Origin of the sequence: Pseudomonas marincola (assembly GCF_900116605.1) — a bacterium.
Classification (GTDB): Bacteria; Pseudomonadota; Gammaproteobacteria; order Pseudomonadales; family Pseudomonadaceae; genus Aquipseudomonas; species Aquipseudomonas marincola.
The window spans coordinates 450,035-468,574 of sequence record NZ_FPBC01000001.1 but is presented as its reverse complement, the minus strand read 5'-3'; the positions used below and the strand labels follow the sequence as shown (position 1 = coordinate 468,574).

The window sequence follows — 18,540 nt, the reverse complement described above, 5'->3', positions numbered from 1 at the left end:
GGGTTATCCGGAAAGTTGGTTTTTCAGGCGATGCATGCGGCGGCTGTCAATCACGTAGATGGCGGCGCAGGCATACAGCGTAACGGCGGTAAACAGGCCCATGCGGACGGCAAACGCGGTGTAAACATCCTTGCCGGTAGCGCTGTCCTGCACCGATTGGCCAAGCAGGATGATCATGGTGCTGGCGGTGTTGAGCCAGAAACTCGGTGACAGGGTGTTCTGCACCAGGCGGTATAGGCGACGGGCCAGCAGCAGAATGAAGAACAGAGTGAGAATAAAAAACATCCAGATGTGCGGCAGGATGCTCAGCAGCGTCCAGAACCCGATAGCCAGCAAACCGCCTAGCAGGGTCGAGCCGATTATCTCGCGACCGGCATTGCGTGAACTGGTAATGCACACCTGCTGGCCCAAGTTGACTGATTTCATAATCAGCGGCATGTAGCTGGCCGGATCAATCAGGGCCATCAGAAACGATGGCATCACCACCAGGGCGGCGCGCAAGGCAATCCACTTAGCTTCATCGGGCGTCGATTTCGCCGGGGGAGCGGGGGCTGGCAGGCCTTTCGGCTCGGGGAACAGCCAGTGGCTGATCATCACCATAATGGTTGTCACCAGAACGCTCTTTATTAGCCCTTCGATGACCATCAGCGCCAATGCGAACGAGGTGGCGCCTGCGGCAGCGATCATCGTCAGACCGATCACCACGAAAGTCGACAGCAGGTTGTTGCCGCCGCGCAAGGCGTAGTGAAAACAGCCAAACAGGCTGAGGGCGATAACCAGCACACCGCTTAAGGGGTAATACTGCAGCAGCGGCGTCACCAGCAAGCCGCTGCTGGTCGTAAGCGCCACCACAACAGCCAGCGCGATGCCGCCCTTAAGCGGCAGTGGCTGGTTACGCATGACCAGCAGAAACAGGGTTAACATGGGCGCCAGAAACGGCAGTGGCAGGGCTAGCGAAAAGCTCACGGCCAGCGACAGTGCTGTACCGACCGCGACGCGTAAAGCGCGCCGCGGACGTGGATCGACAGTTGTGCTGTTCATCAGTATGCGTAGGAGAGCCAGCTCATGAAACGCAGGAATGCGTGCCCGAGCAGGTTCAGCGGGTTGCCTTCCATTGGAAAGGCCATTACCTCGGCCTGACCGCCAACGCGCAAGCCTTCATAGTTGTCCAACTGGCCTTCGTCTATTCCGACAATCACCGGGAAACGCTGGGCGGCGCGCAGCCAGTCGCGGCTATTCTGCACTGTCGGCAGGGCGCCTGGCGGAGTGCTCTGGCTGACGCTGACGCCGTAACCGATGCTGCGCACTTTGCCGCTCAATACGTGCCCGGGCATGGAGTCGAGCACGATGGAGACGGGTGTGCCGGTTTGCATATGACCGAGGTTGTTTTCGGTCATGTCTGCGCTGATCCACACGTCATTCAAGGCGATCAGGGTCATTTGCGCGGCACCGGCGGCGGCAAACTGGCCGACATCGATGCGCAGGTCTGTGATCAAGCCTGCCGAGTTGGCGTGCACCTCGGTCTTGCTCAGGTCGAGACGGGCTTTTTCGACCGCGCTGGCGGCGCTGCGCAGTTTGGCGTTGTCATCGCCGCTGCCGCCTTCCTGCTCGCGAGCGCGCTGGACTTCGGCACGTGCGGCGGCAACCTGACTGGTCGATTGCTCAAGCGTTGCGCGGGAGATTTCCAGGCGGCGCAGAGAGATGGTTCCGGCGTCTTCGCGGTACAAACGCTCCAAACGGTCGCGGTCCTGTCGGGCTTTGAGTTCATTGGCCTGCGCAGCGCGCAACGAGGCCAGTGCCGAATCGATGCCGGCGGTACTCGCGCCGACTTGAGTGCGTACGTTGGCTTGATCGGCAAGGGCTCGGTCAAGGGCGATCTGGTAGGGCTGAGGATCGATTTTGAACAGCAACTGGCCTTTCTCGACCGTCTGGTTGTTGCGGATGGCCACTTGCGTAACACGTCCGGCAACTTCTGGCGCTACGGCAACGATATAAGCCTGCACCCGGGCTTGCTGGGTGTAAGGCGTGAAGCGATCGGCGAGCAAATACCAGATCAGGCTGACAATGATCAGCACGCCGACAATCAGTACGCCTTTACGGCTCGGATCTGGCGCCTGGGCGGCTGCGGGCTCGGTGGCGGGTTGCTCCACGCGCTGTTGAGATTCAGTCATTGGCTTGGGCCTTATTGGAGGTGGGGCTGCTTTCATCCAGCAGATCGCCCCAGTCGGTGCGTTGCGACATTTGTTCGCGAGTGGCGTCATCTATCAGCGGTTGCTGGTTCTGCCAGCCGCCGCCGAGCGACTTGTACAGGCTGATCAGATTGCTCACGGCGGCGCTGCGGCTGAGCAAATAGCTGTCTTGCTGACTGGCCAGCGCCCGTTGTGCGTCGAGGACACGCTGGAAGTCGGAATAACCCTCGCGGTATTGCGCGGTGGCAAGCTCCAGCGAGCGTTCGGCTGCGGCGGCGGCTTCATGCAGAATACGTTCGCGCTCCAGCGATTTGATCAGGCCGGTTGCGGCGTCGTCGGCCTCGCGAGCGGCTTGGCGCACGCTGTCGCGGTAGGCCACGATCAACTGCTGTAGGCGGGCGTCTTGCACGCGCACGTTATTGCGCAGCAGGCCTTGGTCAAAAATATTCCAGCTCAAGCTGGGACCGGCGCCCAGTGTCAGGCTGTCGGAGGCCGCGCTCAGCGAGCTTGCCGACCAGCCAATAGTGCCGAGCAGGGTCAGCGAGGGATACAGGTCGGTTTCGGCGACGCCAACCAATGCCGACTGCGCTGCAACTTGCCACTGTGCGGCGCGAATATCCGGGCGACGCAGCAGCAGGTTCGCCGGTACTTCATTGATTGCGGCGCTATCGACCAGTGGAATCAAACCGGTCTGTTCGGCTAGCTCAGGTAGATCACTGGGCGGCCGGCCAATCAATACGGCCAGTGCATTGCGCGTGCTGGCCACCTGCGCTTCGAAGTCGGGGATGCTGCTCAAGGTTCCCAGGTATTGGCTCTTGGCTTGTTGCAGGTCCAGCTCGGCGCTGTTGCCGCTTTTGAACAAGCGCTCCGTGATTTCATAGCTGCGCTTTTGCCGTTCGGCGTTGTCCCGGGCAATCCGCAGGCGAGCCTCGGCGGTGCGCAGGGCAAAGTAATTGGTGGCCACCTGCGCGCGAAGCAATACCAGTAAGTCCTGATAATTGGCCTGGGCGGCAAAATAGGCGGCGTTGGATGACTCGATGGCGCGGCTGTAACGACCCCAGAAGTCCAGCTCCCAGCCAACATCAACACCGGCGCTGTATTGGGCGAAGTGACTGTCTTGCGGGTTGCTGCCACCAGACTGATTGCGGTCTACGTAGAACGCATCGGCACTGGCGATTCGGGCTTGCGGCAGGCGACCCGCCTGAGCGATGCCCAGGCGCGCGCGTGATTCAAGAATGCTCAGGCCGGCAATGCGCAGGCTGGAGTTGTGCGCATCGGCCTCGCTGATAAGGCGGTCGAGCAACGGGTCGTCAAACGCCGACCACCATTGCACATTGGCGGCCTGCGGCTGATGGTCGGTGACCGCGCTGATCGACTGACTGCTCCAGCCATCGACCCAGGGCTCGGTAGGCGATGTGAAATCAGGGCCAAGCTGGACACAGCCCGAGAGTACACAGCCATACAGCAGCGGCAGGGTAAATCGGGTGGGTCCAGTGAGCGCTGACTTGATGCGCTTACTGCGCATCCTGCTTAACGCTTTCGGCTTCAACAATCGTCGGCGTCGCCGTCTGGCCAGCATCAATCCACTGCCAGAACAACTTGTAGCCAACGGCCAGCACAACCGGGCCAATGAACAGGCCGATGATGCCGCCTGCAAGCATGCCGCCCAATGCGCCGATCAGAATCACCGGCATCGGTACATCGACACCCCGGCCAAGCAACATTGGCTTGAGGATGTTATCCAGCAAGCCGCCGATAAAGGTGTAAATGGCGAAGATGATAGTGGCCAGCGAGGTGCCTTCGGTGAAGAACACAAAGGCGATTACCGGAATGGTCAGCAGAGGGACCGGCAACTGCATGATGCCCAGCAACAACACAACCATGGCCAGCAAGCCCGCGCCCGGAATACCCATCACCACGAAGCCTATGCCAATCACCACCATCTGAATGAAGGCAATACCAATCACGCCTTGCGCCACGGCACGAATGGTGGCGGTGCACAGGGTGATAAAGCTATGACTACGGTCTGGGCCGATAATACGGTCGGCAATGCGCACAGCGCTTCTGTGGCCGCTTTCGCCATAAGCCATCATGATGCCGGCAATGATCAGCGAACCGATGAAGACCAGAAAACCTGCGCCCACGCCGGCCAGCTTACTCAGTAAACCCAGAGTGAAACCTTTCAGGTGAGGGGCGAGGCTCTGCAGCACGCTGGTCAGATCCGACGCTGCATTGGCCCAAAAGCTATACAGCGATTTACCAATCAGCGGCCATTCTTCAACCGAAGCGGGCGGTGCGGGAATATGCACAGTGCCACTCTTCACCGTCTCGATGGCGGCTTGCACAGACTCGGTGAGTGATGTGCCAAGGAAGTACACCGGAACCAGCAGCACAGCAATTGCCAGCACCACGAGCAAGGATGCGGCGCGACCATCGTGATTGCCCAAGCGCGCCTTGATCATGCCCTGCAGCGGATACAGTGTTACGCCCAGAATCAGTGCCCAGAGCATCATGCCCAGAAACGGATGGAAAACCTGATAGCAGCCGTAAACCAGAATGGCGATCAGCGCAGCGCGGATAAATGTATCCAGTAAGTTTCGCGAGAATTGCAGGTCTGGTGGCGGAGTGAGCGACATATGAGTTCCTTTCTAAGTGGCTGAGCAGGGGCCATACAACGTGAGATGAGCGCGTCTTTAAAGTAGACGATGAGAACAGTGTAGCCGTTGGTCAGAAATCCAGTGGCCCTCTGAGACTATTTAAATGAGTTGCCAGATTTTTCGATAACAGGCAGATGCGTCCCGCCGGGCGAGAATAAGCCTATAAAAGATAGGGGATATGTCTGGCTGCCCATAGAGCCCGGCGCCTCATTGAAAGTTCAAATTATTGATCAATCAAAGGTGCTGCCCATTGTCGCAGGGTTTGTCGACTCAATGGGCGGAGGCCGGATTTAATTATGTGCAGGCGCATGCAGGCGTTGAATGGCCGCGAGCAGGGGGCTGGAGGGCTGCCTGGGTAAATTCGGGGCAAAAGAAAGGGCGCTATAAAGCGCCCTAAACGATGATCTATGGAGTAAGTCCACTATCTCTGAGTGGCTAACTCCATAAAAGGTTCACAGTCGGTTACTCAAAAGCCGACGAACGGTCATTAGCGGCTCGGTGTCAGCATCAAACGTTTATTGCCGTAGACCTTGTCGACGTTCTGCGATTTGAAAGGGAAGCTCACATATCCGCCTTTGAGCCAGGCATCAATGCCGTCGGCGTAGTGATCGCTTGCCGGGTTCCCGGACTGGCCGGAACTGTTGAGACCAATGAACGGCTCGTCGCGACCAAAGTCGACAATGATGCGCATGGCCGGAATCAGCCAGGTATCAAAATCCTGTCCCCAGCGGTACGCCGACACGTTCAGGGTGGTGTGGTCGCCACCGGCCGGATAAGGGCCGCGGTCCAGATAACTCTTGATCGAGTTGATATTGGCGCGCTGGCTGGCGCTCATGTTCGGCGCCATTTTGCTGGCATCGCTCAGCCACTGGTATTGGTGCAGTTTGCCCCATTGCCAGTTGCTGCGATTACTGCGCAGTGCGCTTTCCAGCGAGGTAACAGATGCGGCGAGGCTGCGCGCCAGAATCTGTGGTTTGGTTTCTTTTTGCGCGGTGCTGATGTCATCCCAGAACGGGCTGTCATCGCGGCCGAGCAGGTGATCTGCCTGCGCCGAGTAGGAACTGTTGGCGGTCTCGACCAGCGCCGTCCAGGCCGGGCTGTTCAATGGGCCGAGTTGATCGAGGAATATCTGCCTGGCACTTTCTTGCAGGAAACTCTCGTAAAGCGCCGCATCAGCGGAGGTGGCGGTCAGGTTGCCATCGAACGCCATCAGCCTTTTCAGTGCTTCCTTGGCTTTACTGCGCTCGGCTGCTGGCAATGCAGATATCGCACCTTGCAGTGACTCTGCCATGCCGGGGGCGGTGAACATGGCCTGCAATTTAGCGACGAAGTTGGACTTCTGGTCGTATTGCATGCGGATCATGCTTTGCGTGTCGTGCTTGCCGCTCGCCGCCATTTCAGCCATGCGCTCGGCACGCTCCGGGTAATACCAGGAGTTGGACAGCTGCATGCCGTAACCGCGTGGCACTGTGCGCTGGTTGGCGGTGCCCAGCCAGCCCTGCGGCGGATCCTGATCATATGGATGCAGCATCGGTTCGGCGAAACCGTCCCACTCATATTGGCTGTTCCAGCCCGGCGAGGGAATCAGGCCCTGGCCTGCAAGGCGGTTGGGGAAGCGACCGGTGACTTGCCAGCCAATGTGCTGGGAGTCGGCAAACACCATATTCAACGGGGTGGCGCGAATTTCTCGGGCAGCCTCGAAGGCTTGATCGACATTCTGCGCCCGCGACAAGTCGAAGAAGGCATCAAGGCTCTTGTCCGCTTCGAACTGGGTGGTTTTCAGCGCCAAGCCATAACCCGACTGAACCTGCAGGGGTTGCAGCGGATTTTTCCGCTCGCCCAGAACCGAGTTCAACAGTACGCCGTGGCGGGTCTCGTAAATGGTTTCACGAATCGGCCGCTCACCCTTGATAAAAAAGGTTTCCTTGCGCTCCTGCGCTGGCACCCATTTACCGTCCGCAAGGTAGGACAAACCGCTGCCCTGGCGTTTTATCTGTTCGAGGAACAGATCCTGATTGTCGCCCATGACCATGGTCATGCCCCAGCCGAGCGAGCCATTGAAGCCGGCGACGACCGTTGGGATACCGGCGATGGAAACGCCGGCGACCTTGTATTTTGGCGCGTTGATCTGCACAAAATTCCAGGCCGAGGGCAGGGCGATAGGTAAGTGGGTGTCGTTGGCCAGCAAGCTTTTGCCGCTGCGGCTGTTCTGCGGCGCAATCGCCCAGTTGTTGGAGGCTGCGACGCTGAGCATGTGCTGTTGGGCAAATTGCCCAGCGGCATTCTCAACCGCAGCCAACCCGGCAATTTGGCCATTTAGCTTGAGGCCTTTGAGTTTCTCGGCCTCGGCAAACGGCAGCGGCTCGTCCGGATAGGTTGGCAGCAGCCAGGCGAGCTGATCGCTGCCGACTTTCTGCGCCATGATCAGCGCGGCGACTTCTTCCTGCAGATTCACCGCCAGGCCGAAGTTCATCAGGCTGAAAATCAGCGCAGAGTCTTCCGGTTTCCAATAAGCCGGACGGTAGCCAGACTCGGCCAGATCCATCGGCAACTTGTCGCGGTAGCGGTACAGGTAGGCGTTCACACCCCGGGCGTAAACCTCAAAGAACTTCTTAAGGCGTGGCGAGGCTTCTTTATAAAGCGTGTCGGCACTTTTGCGCAGATTCACAGCACGCATCAAACGGTCTGTTTCCAATGCGCCGGGGCCGACCATTTCTGCCAGCCGACCTTCCGCCATCAAGCGCATGCCGACCATTTGGCTGAGGCGGTCGCTGGCGTGTATGTAACCCATCGTGAACAGCGCGTCGTGGAAGGTGTTGGTCTCGATGAGGGGCATGCCCAACGCGTTACGCCTGACCACTGCATTTTGCGCCAGCCCTTTGATGGCAAAGGTGCCGTGGTCTGGCGCAACACTGTCGCCGTAGCGACTGTCGAGAAACGATTGGCAACCGCTGAGGGTGATGGCGCCGATAAGAGTGGCGCCAAGGCCAAAACCAGTGGTGGGACGAAACACGCGCGATTGCATGCAACGGACTCCTTGCAGAACGCAGGATAATAAGTTTATTGGGAGCAAAGCCTAGCAGTGATGCCGGGCAGACGATGCAAAGACTGGACCGCGCGGTGGGCGTTTGAGTTCAGTCCTCAGGCCTTTGGCTATGTAGCGTTCGGCGGATGCGTAAGGTAGTGAGCGGCGAGGCGCCTGACAAGCGTTGTTGCAGATTGTCAGACGCTGTTCTCACGCGGCGCTTAAACCCTCGTCCAGCAACCAGCGTGCAGCCGTGCGGGCTGCTGCTTTGTGTTGCAGCTCAAGGGCGGAGAAATCCTTCTCATGCTGACGCCGTTGTTCTTTGCTCAGGGCTTTCCAGCCAGCATGTGTCGGCACATGCTCGGTGGCGGCAAACAGCGTCTGGAACACCTGACACCGCGCATCATTGCTGAGACCGAGATCATAGTTGTCGAGCAGCACCTTGATGCGGATCGCACCCTCAATCAGCGGCAATTGCTCATCGAGCAGGCTGCTGGCAAGCACACGCAAATCATCCCTGAGGCGAATGTGCTGGGCGTCATTTGCTGCTTTTTGCTGCTGCTGGCGCAGCCAGACCCGGCGCCACAAGTGCAGGGCGTAAGCCGCCAGCGCCAGAACAACGGCAGTTCCGGCGAGCAGCAACAACAGGTTGGTTGTACTCATGCGCGGATCAGGCGCCGTGGCACTTTTTGAACTTCTTCTGGCTGCCGCATGGGCAAGGGTCGTTACGGCCGACATCTTTCAGCGCGTTGCGCACAGGTTCCTGATGGGCGTGGCCGCAGTTCGGGCCGTGCACATGGCCGTGATCATGATCGTGGTGATCGTGATCATGGTTGCAGTCAGGGCCGTGGACGTGAGGTTGTTGGGTCATGCAAAACTACTCCGGGATGAAATCTCCGGGAATTATCTCGCCATCTCGCGACAGATGCACGCTGCGGCCGAATAATAAACCGGTTTTTACTTCACCCGAGAAACTGTACTTGATTGCCTCGTCCGGGCTTTCGAGCATTTTCACGATCTGCCGCACGTGGCGCCACAGGTTGGTGCGCACCGGAACCTTGAAGGTTTGCGTGCCATTGGCAGGAACCGTGAACCAGACATCAGATTCGCCTTCCGCCAGCTTTATATCGTTGAGGAACACCGAATAATCGAGGCCGCGCACTGGCAAGCTGACATCGTTGGGGTTATTGATACTGAAGCGCAGGACAAACTGCTGTTCGAGCAGTTTGGCTTTGACTACGTCAACTTTGACCAGGCGAATCTCCGGGTCTTTAAAGTTGCCGGTCATCCATGTGGAACAGCCGCCCAGGCCTGCGAGCAAGCCAAATAGCGCGAGTAGGCTGAAGATTCTTATAGTTTTGGCCTGAAATGACATTTCATACTCCGTAAGACGCCCCAGTGTAACAAGCAACTGCTCGGCTGCAAGATGTTGTGAGGTTAAAAAAACTTACGTCATACTGAAGTATGACAAGGACAGGAGTGTGACGATGCTGCGTTTTGAGATTGCTTTTGCCGGGCAACTGGTACCGGGCGCGGAGCCTGTGAAGGTAAAGGCCAATCTGGCCAAGCTGTTTCAGGCCGATGAACAGCGGATTGCCTTGTTGTTTTCCGGGCGACGCATCGTGATCAAAACCGGTCTCGACGCCGCGACGGCAGAAAAATACCGCGCCACCATCGAACGCGCTGGGGCTGTTGTCGAAGTCGCCGAAGTCGCTGCAACAGAACAAGTTGCTGCTGTACGAAGTGCGGCAGGCAACCCTGCGCCAGAGTCCCCTGTTTCAGAACCTCCAGCAGAAGCCACTCCGCAATCCGCCCCAACAGCATCCGCTGCCGACACACCGCAAACAACTGCCGCGTCCGGCAAGCGATTATTGCCGCGCGACGAGTACATGGCAGCTTTCAGTGAAGTAGACGCGCCGGACTTCGACATTGCCCCAGTGGGCGCTGATTTGCTGGAAGAGAAAACCGAAGTGGCCGAGCTTCCGTTGGACTTGTCCGAGTTCAGCCTGGCTCCGGTTGGCAGCGACATGGGTCAGCAGAAAGCCCCGCCAGCGGCTCCGGCGCCTGATACGTCGCACATCAAGTTGCAGCCTTAAAGTATTCACAGCAGCACCGTTAGCGGGTGCATGATGCGCACTCAAATGAAGGGTGCGCAGCACTTCTTGAATTTTTGCCCACTGCTACAGGGACACGGGTCGTTGCGACCGGCCTTGAGCTCAACAGTCGGGTCGATGAAATACCATTTTTCGCCAACCTGAACGAACGCTGAGCGCTCGCGGTGGCTGTGTTCGCCCGTGTTGTCATGCCAGCGCACATTGAACGTGACGAACGCATGTTCAGGTTGCCCGCCCAGCACCTCGTTCGACTCAACCTCCAGACCCAGCCACGTGCTGCTCAAGCTCCAGTCGCTGATGGACTGGCGATCAAGCTGCGCCTGCTGGGCGGGCAGGGTGGTCGCGATTAAATAGTCAATTTGCCCCAATACATAAGCACTGTAGCGCGATCGCATGAGCAGCAATGCGCTGGGCGCTGCGGTGCCTGAGTGTAAGTGGCCGCAACATTCATTCAGTGAACTGCCGCTTCCGCATGGGCAGGCTGGGCTTGCGTTCATAGGCTTACCACCAGTACTTTCCGAAATTTTCAGGATTAGCCCAGAACTTGGCATTGAGCCAGTCCGGTACCTGTTTGTAGTCGAGTAAGTCGTAGGTAAACAGGGTCAGCGTTTGCGAGTCGCGTTGAAATTGCTCGCTGGCCTGCATTGCCAGCGAAAACATATCGGTCTCTTGCCATTCGCTTGCATCAAGGTCGACCAGCACCGCCATTCGACTGGCATTGAGGTTGCGAATACCGCCCAACAGCTCTAAGCCCTGGCGTTTACTCAGGTGTTCGAGGCAATCGACGACCAGGGCCAGATCAAAGCGCTGTCCGGCAATGTCGCTTGGCAATGGCACGGTTTGGGTGTGGCAAATCTGGCAGTCAGGATGAGCTTCGCTGAAAGCAGTAACTGCTGGTAGCTCGCTGGCACCGATCAGAAGCAGGCGTTTCGGGCTGTAGCGCTCTAATAGCGCGGCGATCGCCTGTAACGGCGAGCGCGATGATGGGCTCAGTGTCATGCAAAAACCTCGAAGTTATTGGCAAAGACTACCCCGAGGGCGACTTTTGTCCTATAGCTGAATGTTATGCACATCTGTGTAAATCCGATCTTGTGGAATTTAGAGCTGGCGTCTTTAATCCATATATCGGTTTTTGGCCGATTAATAACAGGAGACTTTGTCTATGAGCATCACAAGGAAAGCAGTACCCCTGATTTTGGCCTCAACATTGCTAACAGGCTGCGCAGGGATTCAAAAATCAGATTGGCCAACTTGCGCCATTGTCGGTGGTATCGGCGGTGCAGGTTTGGGTGCGATTGAAAGCTCTGCATGGGCTGGTGGCGGCGCCGCAGTGGGTGCTGGTCTGGCTGCAGCGTATTGCTGGGTGCATGGCGCGGTTCCTCCAGAGCCGATGGTTGAAGAAGTTGTTGTCGTAGAAGAAGAACCAGCTGCAGAACCTGTACGCGTTGAATTGGACGTTAAGTTCGATTTCGACAAGGCTCAGGTTAAAGAAGAAAGCTATGGCGACATCAAGAACCTGGCTGACTTCATGACTCAGTTCCCACAAACCTCTACCGTTGTAGAAGGTCACACTGACTCGGTGGGTACCGATGCTTACAACCAGAAACTGTCTGAGCGCCGCGCAAGTGCCGTTCGTGACGTGCTGGTTCAACAGTATGGCGTGGGCGCAACCCGTGTTGATTCGGTGGGTTACGGTGAAAGCCGTCCAGTTGCGGATAACGCGACTGCCGAAGGCCGCGCAATCAACCGTCGTGTAGAAGCTGCAGTGGAAGCTCAGCCTTAAGCGACGTTAGACAGGTTCTTGGCAGTTTATGCACTGCCAAGGGCCGTTTGTAGGCTGCGAGTCTCAGAAAAAATGTCTGCAAGATGTCTGCCGCAGACTTGCTCACAGGTACTCGGCGTAAGTCGGGTACCTGTGGGATTCCTTGCGAGTGGTTGCACATCGTACGGGCGCAGGCTCGATCACAAGTTAATCCAGCTATTTTCAATGCACCGCCAATTGGCGGTTTTTTGTGTGGGCGTAGAAATGTTGTTCGTTTCACGCTGCAACTGACGATGACAGCCTGTTTGATATGTGACGTGATTGGCAAATTTGCCAATTAGTCATAATTCAATCTCTAGGCGAATTATCTGGCTGCTCGCGTCGGTGTGGGAGGCTTTCCCCGGCAGTGCGAAAGCGGTTAATGTGCGGGCAAATAACTAGCGGTGGGGGCATCAATGAAAGTGCTTATGGGGCTTGGAAAGCTCCTGACTGTGGCCTTTTGGGCAGTTGTTGCAGGTAATTGGCTGCAGCCGGTTGCGCAACCTTTTGCCGATTTGCTCAATTTCGCCGGTGGCTTTGTACTGCTCCTGCACATCCTGGAGTTGCGCTGGTTCAGCGCACGCATCAAGAACACTGCCGCGCCCTTTTCTGCACGGTTGCAGGTTCTTTTGTTCGGCGTTTTTCATGCACTGACGCTCCCTCCAGCACCCGCACCAGTGCCCGCGGCTGCGACCGCCGTTGAGGCAGCAACGCCAGTTCCCGTTGAACCTGAAGCGCAAGCTGTGGCAGACACCGCCGACTCTCAGCATGCAGAGGCTGAGCCGCAGCAATTGGCGTTGTCGATTGAACCTGAGTTGGAGCCCAAACATGCGTAGCGCACTGTTTTTACTGGCGCTGGCCAGCCCGCTGGCATCGGCGCAGGCGCTGATTCATGTCGCCGCCAATTCGATGCTGCAATTGGCGCCCAGCGCTCAGGTGCTGGAAATCGAGCGGCTGCATATTGGCGAGCACGCCACCTTGATGGTGCCGGCGAGCGTGACCGAAGTGCGCGTCAGCGAGCTGCTGCTTGAGCCCGAGGGGCGCATTGCGATTGCTGCCAGCCAGCAGCCGTTCTATCTGCATGTGCTGCAGGGCGAGATCGCCACGGGCGCGCAAATCACCGCTCGCGGTGCGCCTGGCACAGCGTTAAAACCGGCGATTGCCGGGCGTACGCTAACCGTGCGACTTGAGCGCGTCGTGACGCAATCATTGCTGATTGATGCGCGTGGGGGCACCGGCTCTCCCGGCTTTAATGGCCTGCATGGTGCCAATGGGAAACCGGGCGGTTGTCTCTGGGGGCAGTCGCTGAGCGGCGCTGATGGTGGTGACGGCAGTGATGGCCAAACCGGCGCGGCGGGCGGCAAGGTTCGTATCGAAGTGCCGCAGGATTTCCCTGCCGAGCATATTCTCACCCGCCTAGAAGGCGGTTCTGGCGGTAGAGCCGGCGAAGCTGGGCAGGGCGGCGCCAAGGCGATGGATGAGGGATGCTGGATTTACAGTGCGCAGGGTGCCAAGGCTGGCCAAGCGGGCCGTTCCGGGCAAGCCGGCTTGCCGGGCCCGGATGGCTCGATGGATCTGGTGCGCTTCTGATCAGTTGACCGGCAAGTGCTGCGCTTGCCGGTCCGGCCTTAAAAGCTTGGGCGAATAGCGGCGATGCTGACGACCAGCAGGCCCAGAATCAGATTGATACCCACAACCTTGCGAATACGCGCCAGCGCGGCGCCGGCTTCGCTCCAGTTCTGTTCGGCAATCGTCTTGCGCAGTTCTGGTAGTTGCAGCAGCTGAATGCGCAGGAACAGCGCCAGCATGGCAATGAACAAACCCATCATGATTTGCACGTACTGCGGCGCAGTATCAAAGCCCGCGAAACGCATATGCAGCATGCCCATGCCGCCAATCGGTAAAATCAGCACCGCCGCCCAGACCCAGAGAAAGAACCGGCGAAATACTTCCTGCCACAACTGCAGGCGTTCCGGCGCTGCCAACACCCCGGCAGCAGCGGGGCGCAGAATCATCCAGGCGAAAAACATACCGCCCACCCAGACCATCGCGGCCAGCACATGTAATGCATAGAGCGCTGAATAAGCGGTCATTTGTAGCTCCTGTGTACAGCTCAAGTTGCAAAAAAAACCTACTGTTGGGCGGCTCGATTTGCACGCAGCCCAGCACTGGATCAATTAGCGCGCTATGATAGCGGCCGTTTACCGACACTGAAAATTTATCCAGCCTTTTGCGCTCAGATCATCATGCTTAGTACCGAACTCAAAACCCAAATTCAGGGCGCCTATAGTCGTTTCCTTGAGGCTAAGTCGTTGAAGCCTCGTTACGGCCAGCGTTTGATGATTGCCGAAATAGCCAAAGTGCTAGGCACCATCAAGACCGATGACGAAGGCAAGCGCAGCAGCGACGCGGCAGTTGTGGCGGTAGAGGCGGGCACGGGTACGGGTAAAACCGTGGCTTATTGTCTGGCGGCCATTCCCACTGCAAAGGCGGCGGGCAAGCGGCTGGTTATTGCCACCGCAACGGTGGCGCTGCAAGAGCAGATCGTGCACAAAGATTTGCCGGATCTGATGCGTAACAGCGGGCTCAATTTCTCTTTCGCCCTGGCCAAGGGCCGTGGCCGTTATCTGTGTTTGTCGAAACTCGATTTGCTGTTGCAGGAAGGCGATGCGCAAAGTGCGACCGCGCAGTTGTTCGAGGAAGAAGGCTTCAAGATTGATGTGGATGAGCAAAGCCAGAAGCTCTTCACGTCGATGATCGAGAAGCTTGCGGGCAACAAGTGGGACGGTGATCGTGACAGTTGGCCGCAAGAGCTGGCTGATAATGACTGGGCGCGACTGACCACCGATCACAGCCAGTGCACCAACCGTCATTGCCCGAACTTCCAGCAGTGTGCCTTCTACAAGGCGCGTGAAGGCATGGGCAAGGTTGACGTGATTGTCACCAATCACGACATGGTTCTCGCGGATCTCGCGTTGGGCGGTGGTGCGGTGCTGCCTGATCCGCGTGAAACCCTTTATGTGTTCGACGAAGGCCATCATTTGCCAGACAAGGCAATCGGTCACTTCGCCCACTTCACCCGTTTGCGCTCAACCGCTGACTGGCTGGAGCAGAGTGCCAAGAACCTCACCAAGTTGCTGGCTCAGCACCCTTTGCCGGGTGATCTGGGTCGCTTGATCGAGCAAGTGCCAGAGCTGGCCCGCGAGATCAAAACCCAGCAGCAGTTCATGTTTAACGCCTGTGAGCAGGTCGCAGACTTTAAGCCGGGTGAAGACATGGAAGGCCGCGAGCGGCCGCGCCATCGGTTTGTCGGCGGCATGGTTCCCGAGCATCTGGTTGAGCTGGGCGTTGAGCTGAAGAAAGGCTTCTCCAAGCTGACCGAGTTGTACACCGGCGTTACCGAGCATCTTAAAGAGGCTATGGACGGTGAGGCCAAGATTGGCATTGCCAGCCATCAGGCCGAAGAGTGGTATCCGTTGTTTGGCAGTTTGCTCGCCCGCGCTCAGGGCAATTGGGAGTTGTGGCTGGCATTTACCGCCGATGATCCCGAAGACAGCCCGCCCATGGCGCGTTGGCTGACGCTGGCTGAAAGTGGCGCCTTGTTCGATATCGAGGTCAATGCCAGCCCGATTCTGGCTGCCGAAACCTTGCGTCGCAGTCTGTGGAACGTGGCATACGGCGCGCTGGTGACCTCTGCCACGCTGACCGCGCTGGGTACATTTGATCGCTATCGCATGCGTGCCGGTCTGCCCAAGGTGGCGGTCACCGCAGTTGTGCCCAGCCCGTTCCATCACAGTGATGCTGGTGTGCTCAAAGTACCGGATCTCAAGGCTGATCCGCGCGATGCCACCGCGCACACTGCCGCGATTATTCGTGATCTGCCTTCTTTGGTGGAAGGTTCGCGCGGCACGCTGGTGCTGTTCTCGTCGCGTAAGCAGATGCAGGACGTATTCGACGGGCTGGAGCGGGACTGGCGCAAGCGCGTGTTCATTCAGGGTAACTTGTCCAAACAAGAGACCCTCAACAAGCACAAAGCGCGTGTTGATAGCGGTGAAGACAGCGTGCTGTTCGGCCTGGCAAGTTTCGCTGAAGGCGTCGACTTGCCGGGGGCATATTGTGAGCACGTGGTCATCGCAAAAATTCCGTTTGCGGTGCCCGATGATCCGGTGGAAGCAGCGCTGGCGGAGTGGATCGAGGCGCGCGGTGGTAATCCATTTATGGAAATCGCCGTACCAGATGCTTCATTGCGCCTAGTTCAGGCCTGCGGACGCCTGCTGCGTACAGAACAGGATCGTGGCACCATCACGTTATTGGATCGGCGCGTTGTCACTCAGCGCTACGGCAAGGCCATTCTCAATGCGCTGCCGCCATTTCGCCGTGAAATAAGTTAAGTAATCCTCTCCATTCGGTTGTCCATTTGCTTGGCCTGGTGTCTTGGGCAGGTCACTCTGAGGGCGGTAAAAATGCGTTTGATGTTGTTAGTGGTTACCTGGCTGTGTTCGGCGTCGGCGATTGCCGCTCTGGATGGGCAGCAGCCGTTGTATAGCTTCATTAGCCCAACCGATGCGTTGCGAGTGGAAAGCGCCGGGGCCAACTTTGCCCAGTCTCAGGCTGAAGAAGCTGCCGGTGGAGAGATTCTGCGGCGGGTGGTCTTCGCCCCTGAAAAGCAACCGAGTCTGCACCTGCAACCCGCCAGCGGTCACTGGGACTGGTCAAAGGCTTCCAGCCTGACGCTGCGCGTGCAGAATGCAATGGATTGGGCGCTGACCCTCAACGTGCGCATTGAAAGCGCCGATGGCAAGGTGCTCGTTACCCGCATTGCGTTGCCTGCAGGGCCTGCGCAAACCTTGGTGGTGCCATTGCATGCGGATTCACCGCGCGCACATGGCATGCGGGCTGCGCCGCCGATGCCGTGGAAGTACGCGGGCCATTCAGTGCTGTTGGCGACTCAAGTTGAGGGTGAACTCGATTCAAGCCAGATCAATAAAGTTACCCTGTTTATGGATCAGCCAGACTCGCCGCAGAGCATCATGCTTGGGCGTGCTGGTCTGATGACAGACGACAAAGTTGAGCAAGCGGCCTACACCGCCATAGTCGATGAGTTTGGCCAATACACGCGCGCCGATTGGCCGGGCAAGATCAAAAAGACTGAGGAGTTGCAGGCTGCCGCCGCCAAGGAGCACGAGCAACTCAAGCAATGGCTGGGTGAGCCGCATACGGTGGATCAGTTTGGCGGCCTGCTTAACGGGCCGGAGCTGACGGCATCCGGGTATTTTCACACCGAGAAAAAAGCGGGTCGCTGGTATCTGGTCACACCAGAAGGGCATGCATTCTTCTCCTTGGGCGTTAACGCTGTGACCCCGGACCAGAGCCAGACCTACATCGAAAATCGCGAGCAGATGTTTGCAAAACTGCCTGAACAGGGTGAACCCTTAAACCGCTATTACGGCACCGCTGATTCGCGATCCGATACCGGCGCCAATAAAGGCCGCGCCTTTGCACAAGGGCGTTGGTTCGACTTCTATCAGGCGAACCTTGAGCGCACCTACGCCACGGCACAATGCCAGAAGGCGAAGCCGGCAGAGCAAGCTGCGCAGCCACCAGCAACGACGCCGGCCTGCCCGCAAGGCCTGGATGACAAACGCTGGACGACTCACACACTTGATCGTCTCAAGGGCTGGGGCTTCAACACGGTTGGCAACTGGAGCCATCCAGCGTTGGGCGCTTCGCAAAGAATGGCCTACACCGTGCCGCTTTCTATCAGTGGCGATTATCAGACCATCAGCACCGGTGACGATTGGTGGGGCGGCATGCCCGACCCGTTCGATCCGCGTTTTGCCATGGCCACCGAGCGCGCTGTCGCAATTGCCGCCCGTGACCATCGCAATGATCCCTGGGTCTTGGGCTATTTCGCCGATAACGAACTGGCCTGGGCGCATTCGGTCGCTGGCCCCAAAGGGCGGTACGCGCTGGCGTACAACACCCTGCGGGCGACCACCGATGTACCGGCCAAGCGTGCATTCCTCAAGCAATTGCGCGATAAGTACCGCAATCAGCAAGGCCTCTCCAAAGCCTGGGGCATCGAGTTGCCGGCCTGGGAGTTAATGGAAGACCCGGGTTTCGAAGCCCCCTTGCCAAGTGAACAGTACCCGGCCATTGAAGCCGACCTGCAAAACTTCCAGAAGCTGTTTGCCGAGACCTACTTCAAGACCATCGCCGACTCTTTGAAGTGGCACGCGCCGAATCACATGTTGCTGGGCGGACGATTTGCTATCAGCACGCCGGAGGCCGTTGCGGCCTGCGCCAAATACTGTGATGTACTCAGCTTCAATATTTACGCGCCTGAACCGCAGCAGGGATACGACTTCAAGGCACTTGCAGCGCTCGACAAGCCGGTGATGATCACCGAGTTCCACTTTGGCTCGAATGACCGCGGGCCATTCTGGGCCGGGGTCAACAGTGTCTATAAAGAGCAGGAACGGGCGCCGGCCTACGCGCACTTTATGCAGCGCGCCTTTGCCGAGCCGGTAATCGTCGGTGCGCATTGGTTCCAATACCTGGATCAGCCAGTAACCGGGCGCTTGCTCGACGGTGAAAACGGCCATTTGGGATTGGTGGCGATCACCGACCGTCCCTTTGCAGGCTTTGTTGACGCCGTGCGCAAAACCAACTGGCAGCTATACAAACAGCTGGAAACGCCGGACGCCCGGTCTGCGGATGACCAATAATCCTGTAGGCTGTTTCCAATTGGGTC

Annotated in this window: 16 protein-coding genes and 1 pseudogene; 6 read left to right on the top strand and 11 right to left on the bottom strand. The window is 58.0% G+C overall.

What is annotated here, in order from left to right; genetic code table 11:
• Positions 1-3 precede the first annotated feature (3 nt).
• The 8 genes from BM395_RS02270 to BM395_RS02235 all read right to left on the bottom strand — a co-directional run bounded on the left by BM395_RS02270 (position 4) and on the right by BM395_RS02235 (position 9,246).
• Positions 4-1,041, bottom strand: a complete 1,038-nt coding sequence (locus tag BM395_RS02270) for a DUF2955 domain-containing protein (RefSeq protein WP_090508731.1) — start codon at positions 1,039-1,041, stop codon at positions 4-6.
• On the bottom strand, positions 1,041-2,171 hold the full coding sequence (locus tag BM395_RS02265) for an HlyD family secretion protein (protein ID WP_090508730.1): 1,131 nt from the start codon (positions 2,169-2,171) through the stop codon (positions 1,041-1,043). The genes BM395_RS02270 and BM395_RS02265 overlap by 1 nt, the downstream gene beginning before the upstream one ends.
• Positions 2,164-3,714 carry an efflux transporter outer membrane subunit gene (locus BM395_RS02260; RefSeq protein ID WP_090508729.1) on the bottom strand — a complete coding sequence of 517 codons (1,551 nt, stop codon included), beginning with the start codon at positions 3,712-3,714 and terminating at the stop codon, positions 2,164-2,166. Before BM395_RS02260 ends, BM395_RS02265 begins: the two co-directional genes overlap by 8 nt.
• Entirely contained in the window at positions 3,704-4,825 is a 1,122-nt protein-coding gene (locus tag BM395_RS02255) for an AI-2E family transporter (protein WP_069899320.1), read from the bottom strand. Before BM395_RS02255 ends, BM395_RS02260 begins: the two co-directional genes overlap by 11 nt.
• A gap of 508 nt (positions 4,826-5,333) precedes the next feature.
• Positions 5,334-7,871: a penicillin acylase family protein gene (locus BM395_RS02250; RefSeq protein ID WP_090508728.1), complete on the bottom strand. Its 2,538-nt coding sequence runs from the start codon at positions 7,869-7,871 to the stop codon at positions 5,334-5,336.
• A 210-nt stretch (positions 7,872-8,081) separates the two neighbouring features.
• A complete protein-coding gene (locus BM395_RS02245; protein WP_069899318.1) occupies positions 8,082-8,534 on the bottom strand; it encodes a DUF2489 domain-containing protein in 453 nt (150 codons plus the stop codon).
• Between the two features lie 7 nt (positions 8,535-8,541).
• Positions 8,542-8,742: an SEC-C metal-binding domain-containing protein gene (locus BM395_RS02240; RefSeq protein ID WP_069899317.1), complete on the bottom strand. Its 201-nt coding sequence runs from the start codon at positions 8,740-8,742 to the stop codon at positions 8,542-8,544.
• Between the two features lie 6 nt (positions 8,743-8,748).
• A complete protein-coding gene (locus BM395_RS02235; RefSeq protein ID WP_069899316.1) occupies positions 8,749-9,246 on the bottom strand; it encodes an LEA/WHy family protein in 498 nt (165 codons plus the stop codon).
• Between the two features lie 112 nt (positions 9,247-9,358).
• Here BM395_RS02235 and BM395_RS02230 point away from each other — a divergent pair, with 112 nt between their 5' ends.
• Positions 9,359-9,967, top strand: coding sequence for a hypothetical protein (locus BM395_RS02230; protein ID WP_090508727.1), 609 nt, complete (start codon positions 9,359-9,361; stop codon positions 9,965-9,967).
• A 41-nt stretch (positions 9,968-10,008) separates the two neighbouring features.
• On the opposite strand, the gene BM395_RS02225 is transcribed toward BM395_RS02230, so the two are convergent.
• Together BM395_RS02225 and BM395_RS02220 are read right to left on the bottom strand one after the other, a co-directional pair.
• Positions 10,009-10,482, bottom strand: a complete 474-nt coding sequence (locus BM395_RS02225; RefSeq protein ID WP_090508726.1) for a YchJ family protein — start codon at positions 10,480-10,482, stop codon at positions 10,009-10,011.
• Between the two features lie 4 nt (positions 10,483-10,486).
• The gene (locus BM395_RS02220) at positions 10,487-10,984 is read right to left on the bottom strand and encodes a DUF6231 family protein (RefSeq protein WP_090508725.1); all 498 of its coding nucleotides are present in this window, start codon (positions 10,982-10,984) and stop codon (positions 10,487-10,489) included.
• Between the two features lie 430 nt (positions 10,985-11,414).
• Here BM395_RS02220 and BM395_RS23520 point away from each other — a divergent pair.
• The 3 genes and pseudogenes from BM395_RS23520 to BM395_RS02205 all read left to right on the top strand — a co-directional run.
• Positions 11,415-11,768, top strand: a pseudogene (locus tag BM395_RS23520) (OmpA family protein); the annotation flags it as partial.
• 434 nt (positions 11,769-12,202) lie between these two features.
• Entirely contained in the window at positions 12,203-12,622 is a 420-nt protein-coding gene (locus BM395_RS23795) for a DUF1145 domain-containing protein (RefSeq protein WP_090508724.1), read from the top strand.
• Positions 12,615-13,376 carry a collagen-like domain-containing protein gene (locus BM395_RS02205; protein ID WP_090508723.1) on the top strand — a complete coding sequence of 254 codons (762 nt, stop codon included), beginning with the start codon at positions 12,615-12,617 and terminating at the stop codon, positions 13,374-13,376. Before BM395_RS23795 ends, BM395_RS02205 begins: the two co-directional genes overlap by 8 nt.
• A 38-nt stretch (positions 13,377-13,414) precedes the next feature.
• On the opposite strand, the gene BM395_RS02200 is transcribed toward BM395_RS02205, so the two are convergent.
• Positions 13,415-13,879, bottom strand: a complete 465-nt coding sequence (locus BM395_RS02200) for a CopD family protein (protein WP_090508722.1) — start codon at positions 13,877-13,879, stop codon at positions 13,415-13,417.
• Between the two features lie 153 nt (positions 13,880-14,032).
• On the opposite strand from BM395_RS02200, the gene dinG reads away from it, so the two are divergent.
• Together dinG and BM395_RS02190 are read left to right on the top strand one after the other, a co-directional pair.
• Positions 14,033-16,177 (top strand): ATP-dependent DNA helicase DinG, encoded by a 2,145-nt coding sequence (dinG, locus tag BM395_RS02195; protein ID WP_069899304.1) that lies wholly within the window; start codon positions 14,033-14,035, stop codon positions 16,175-16,177.
• Between the two features lie 72 nt (positions 16,178-16,249).
• Positions 16,250-18,514 (top strand): beta-agarase, encoded by a 2,265-nt coding sequence (locus tag BM395_RS02190; RefSeq protein ID WP_090508721.1) that lies wholly within the window; start codon positions 16,250-16,252, stop codon positions 18,512-18,514.
• Positions 18,515-18,540: the final 26 nt, after the last annotated feature.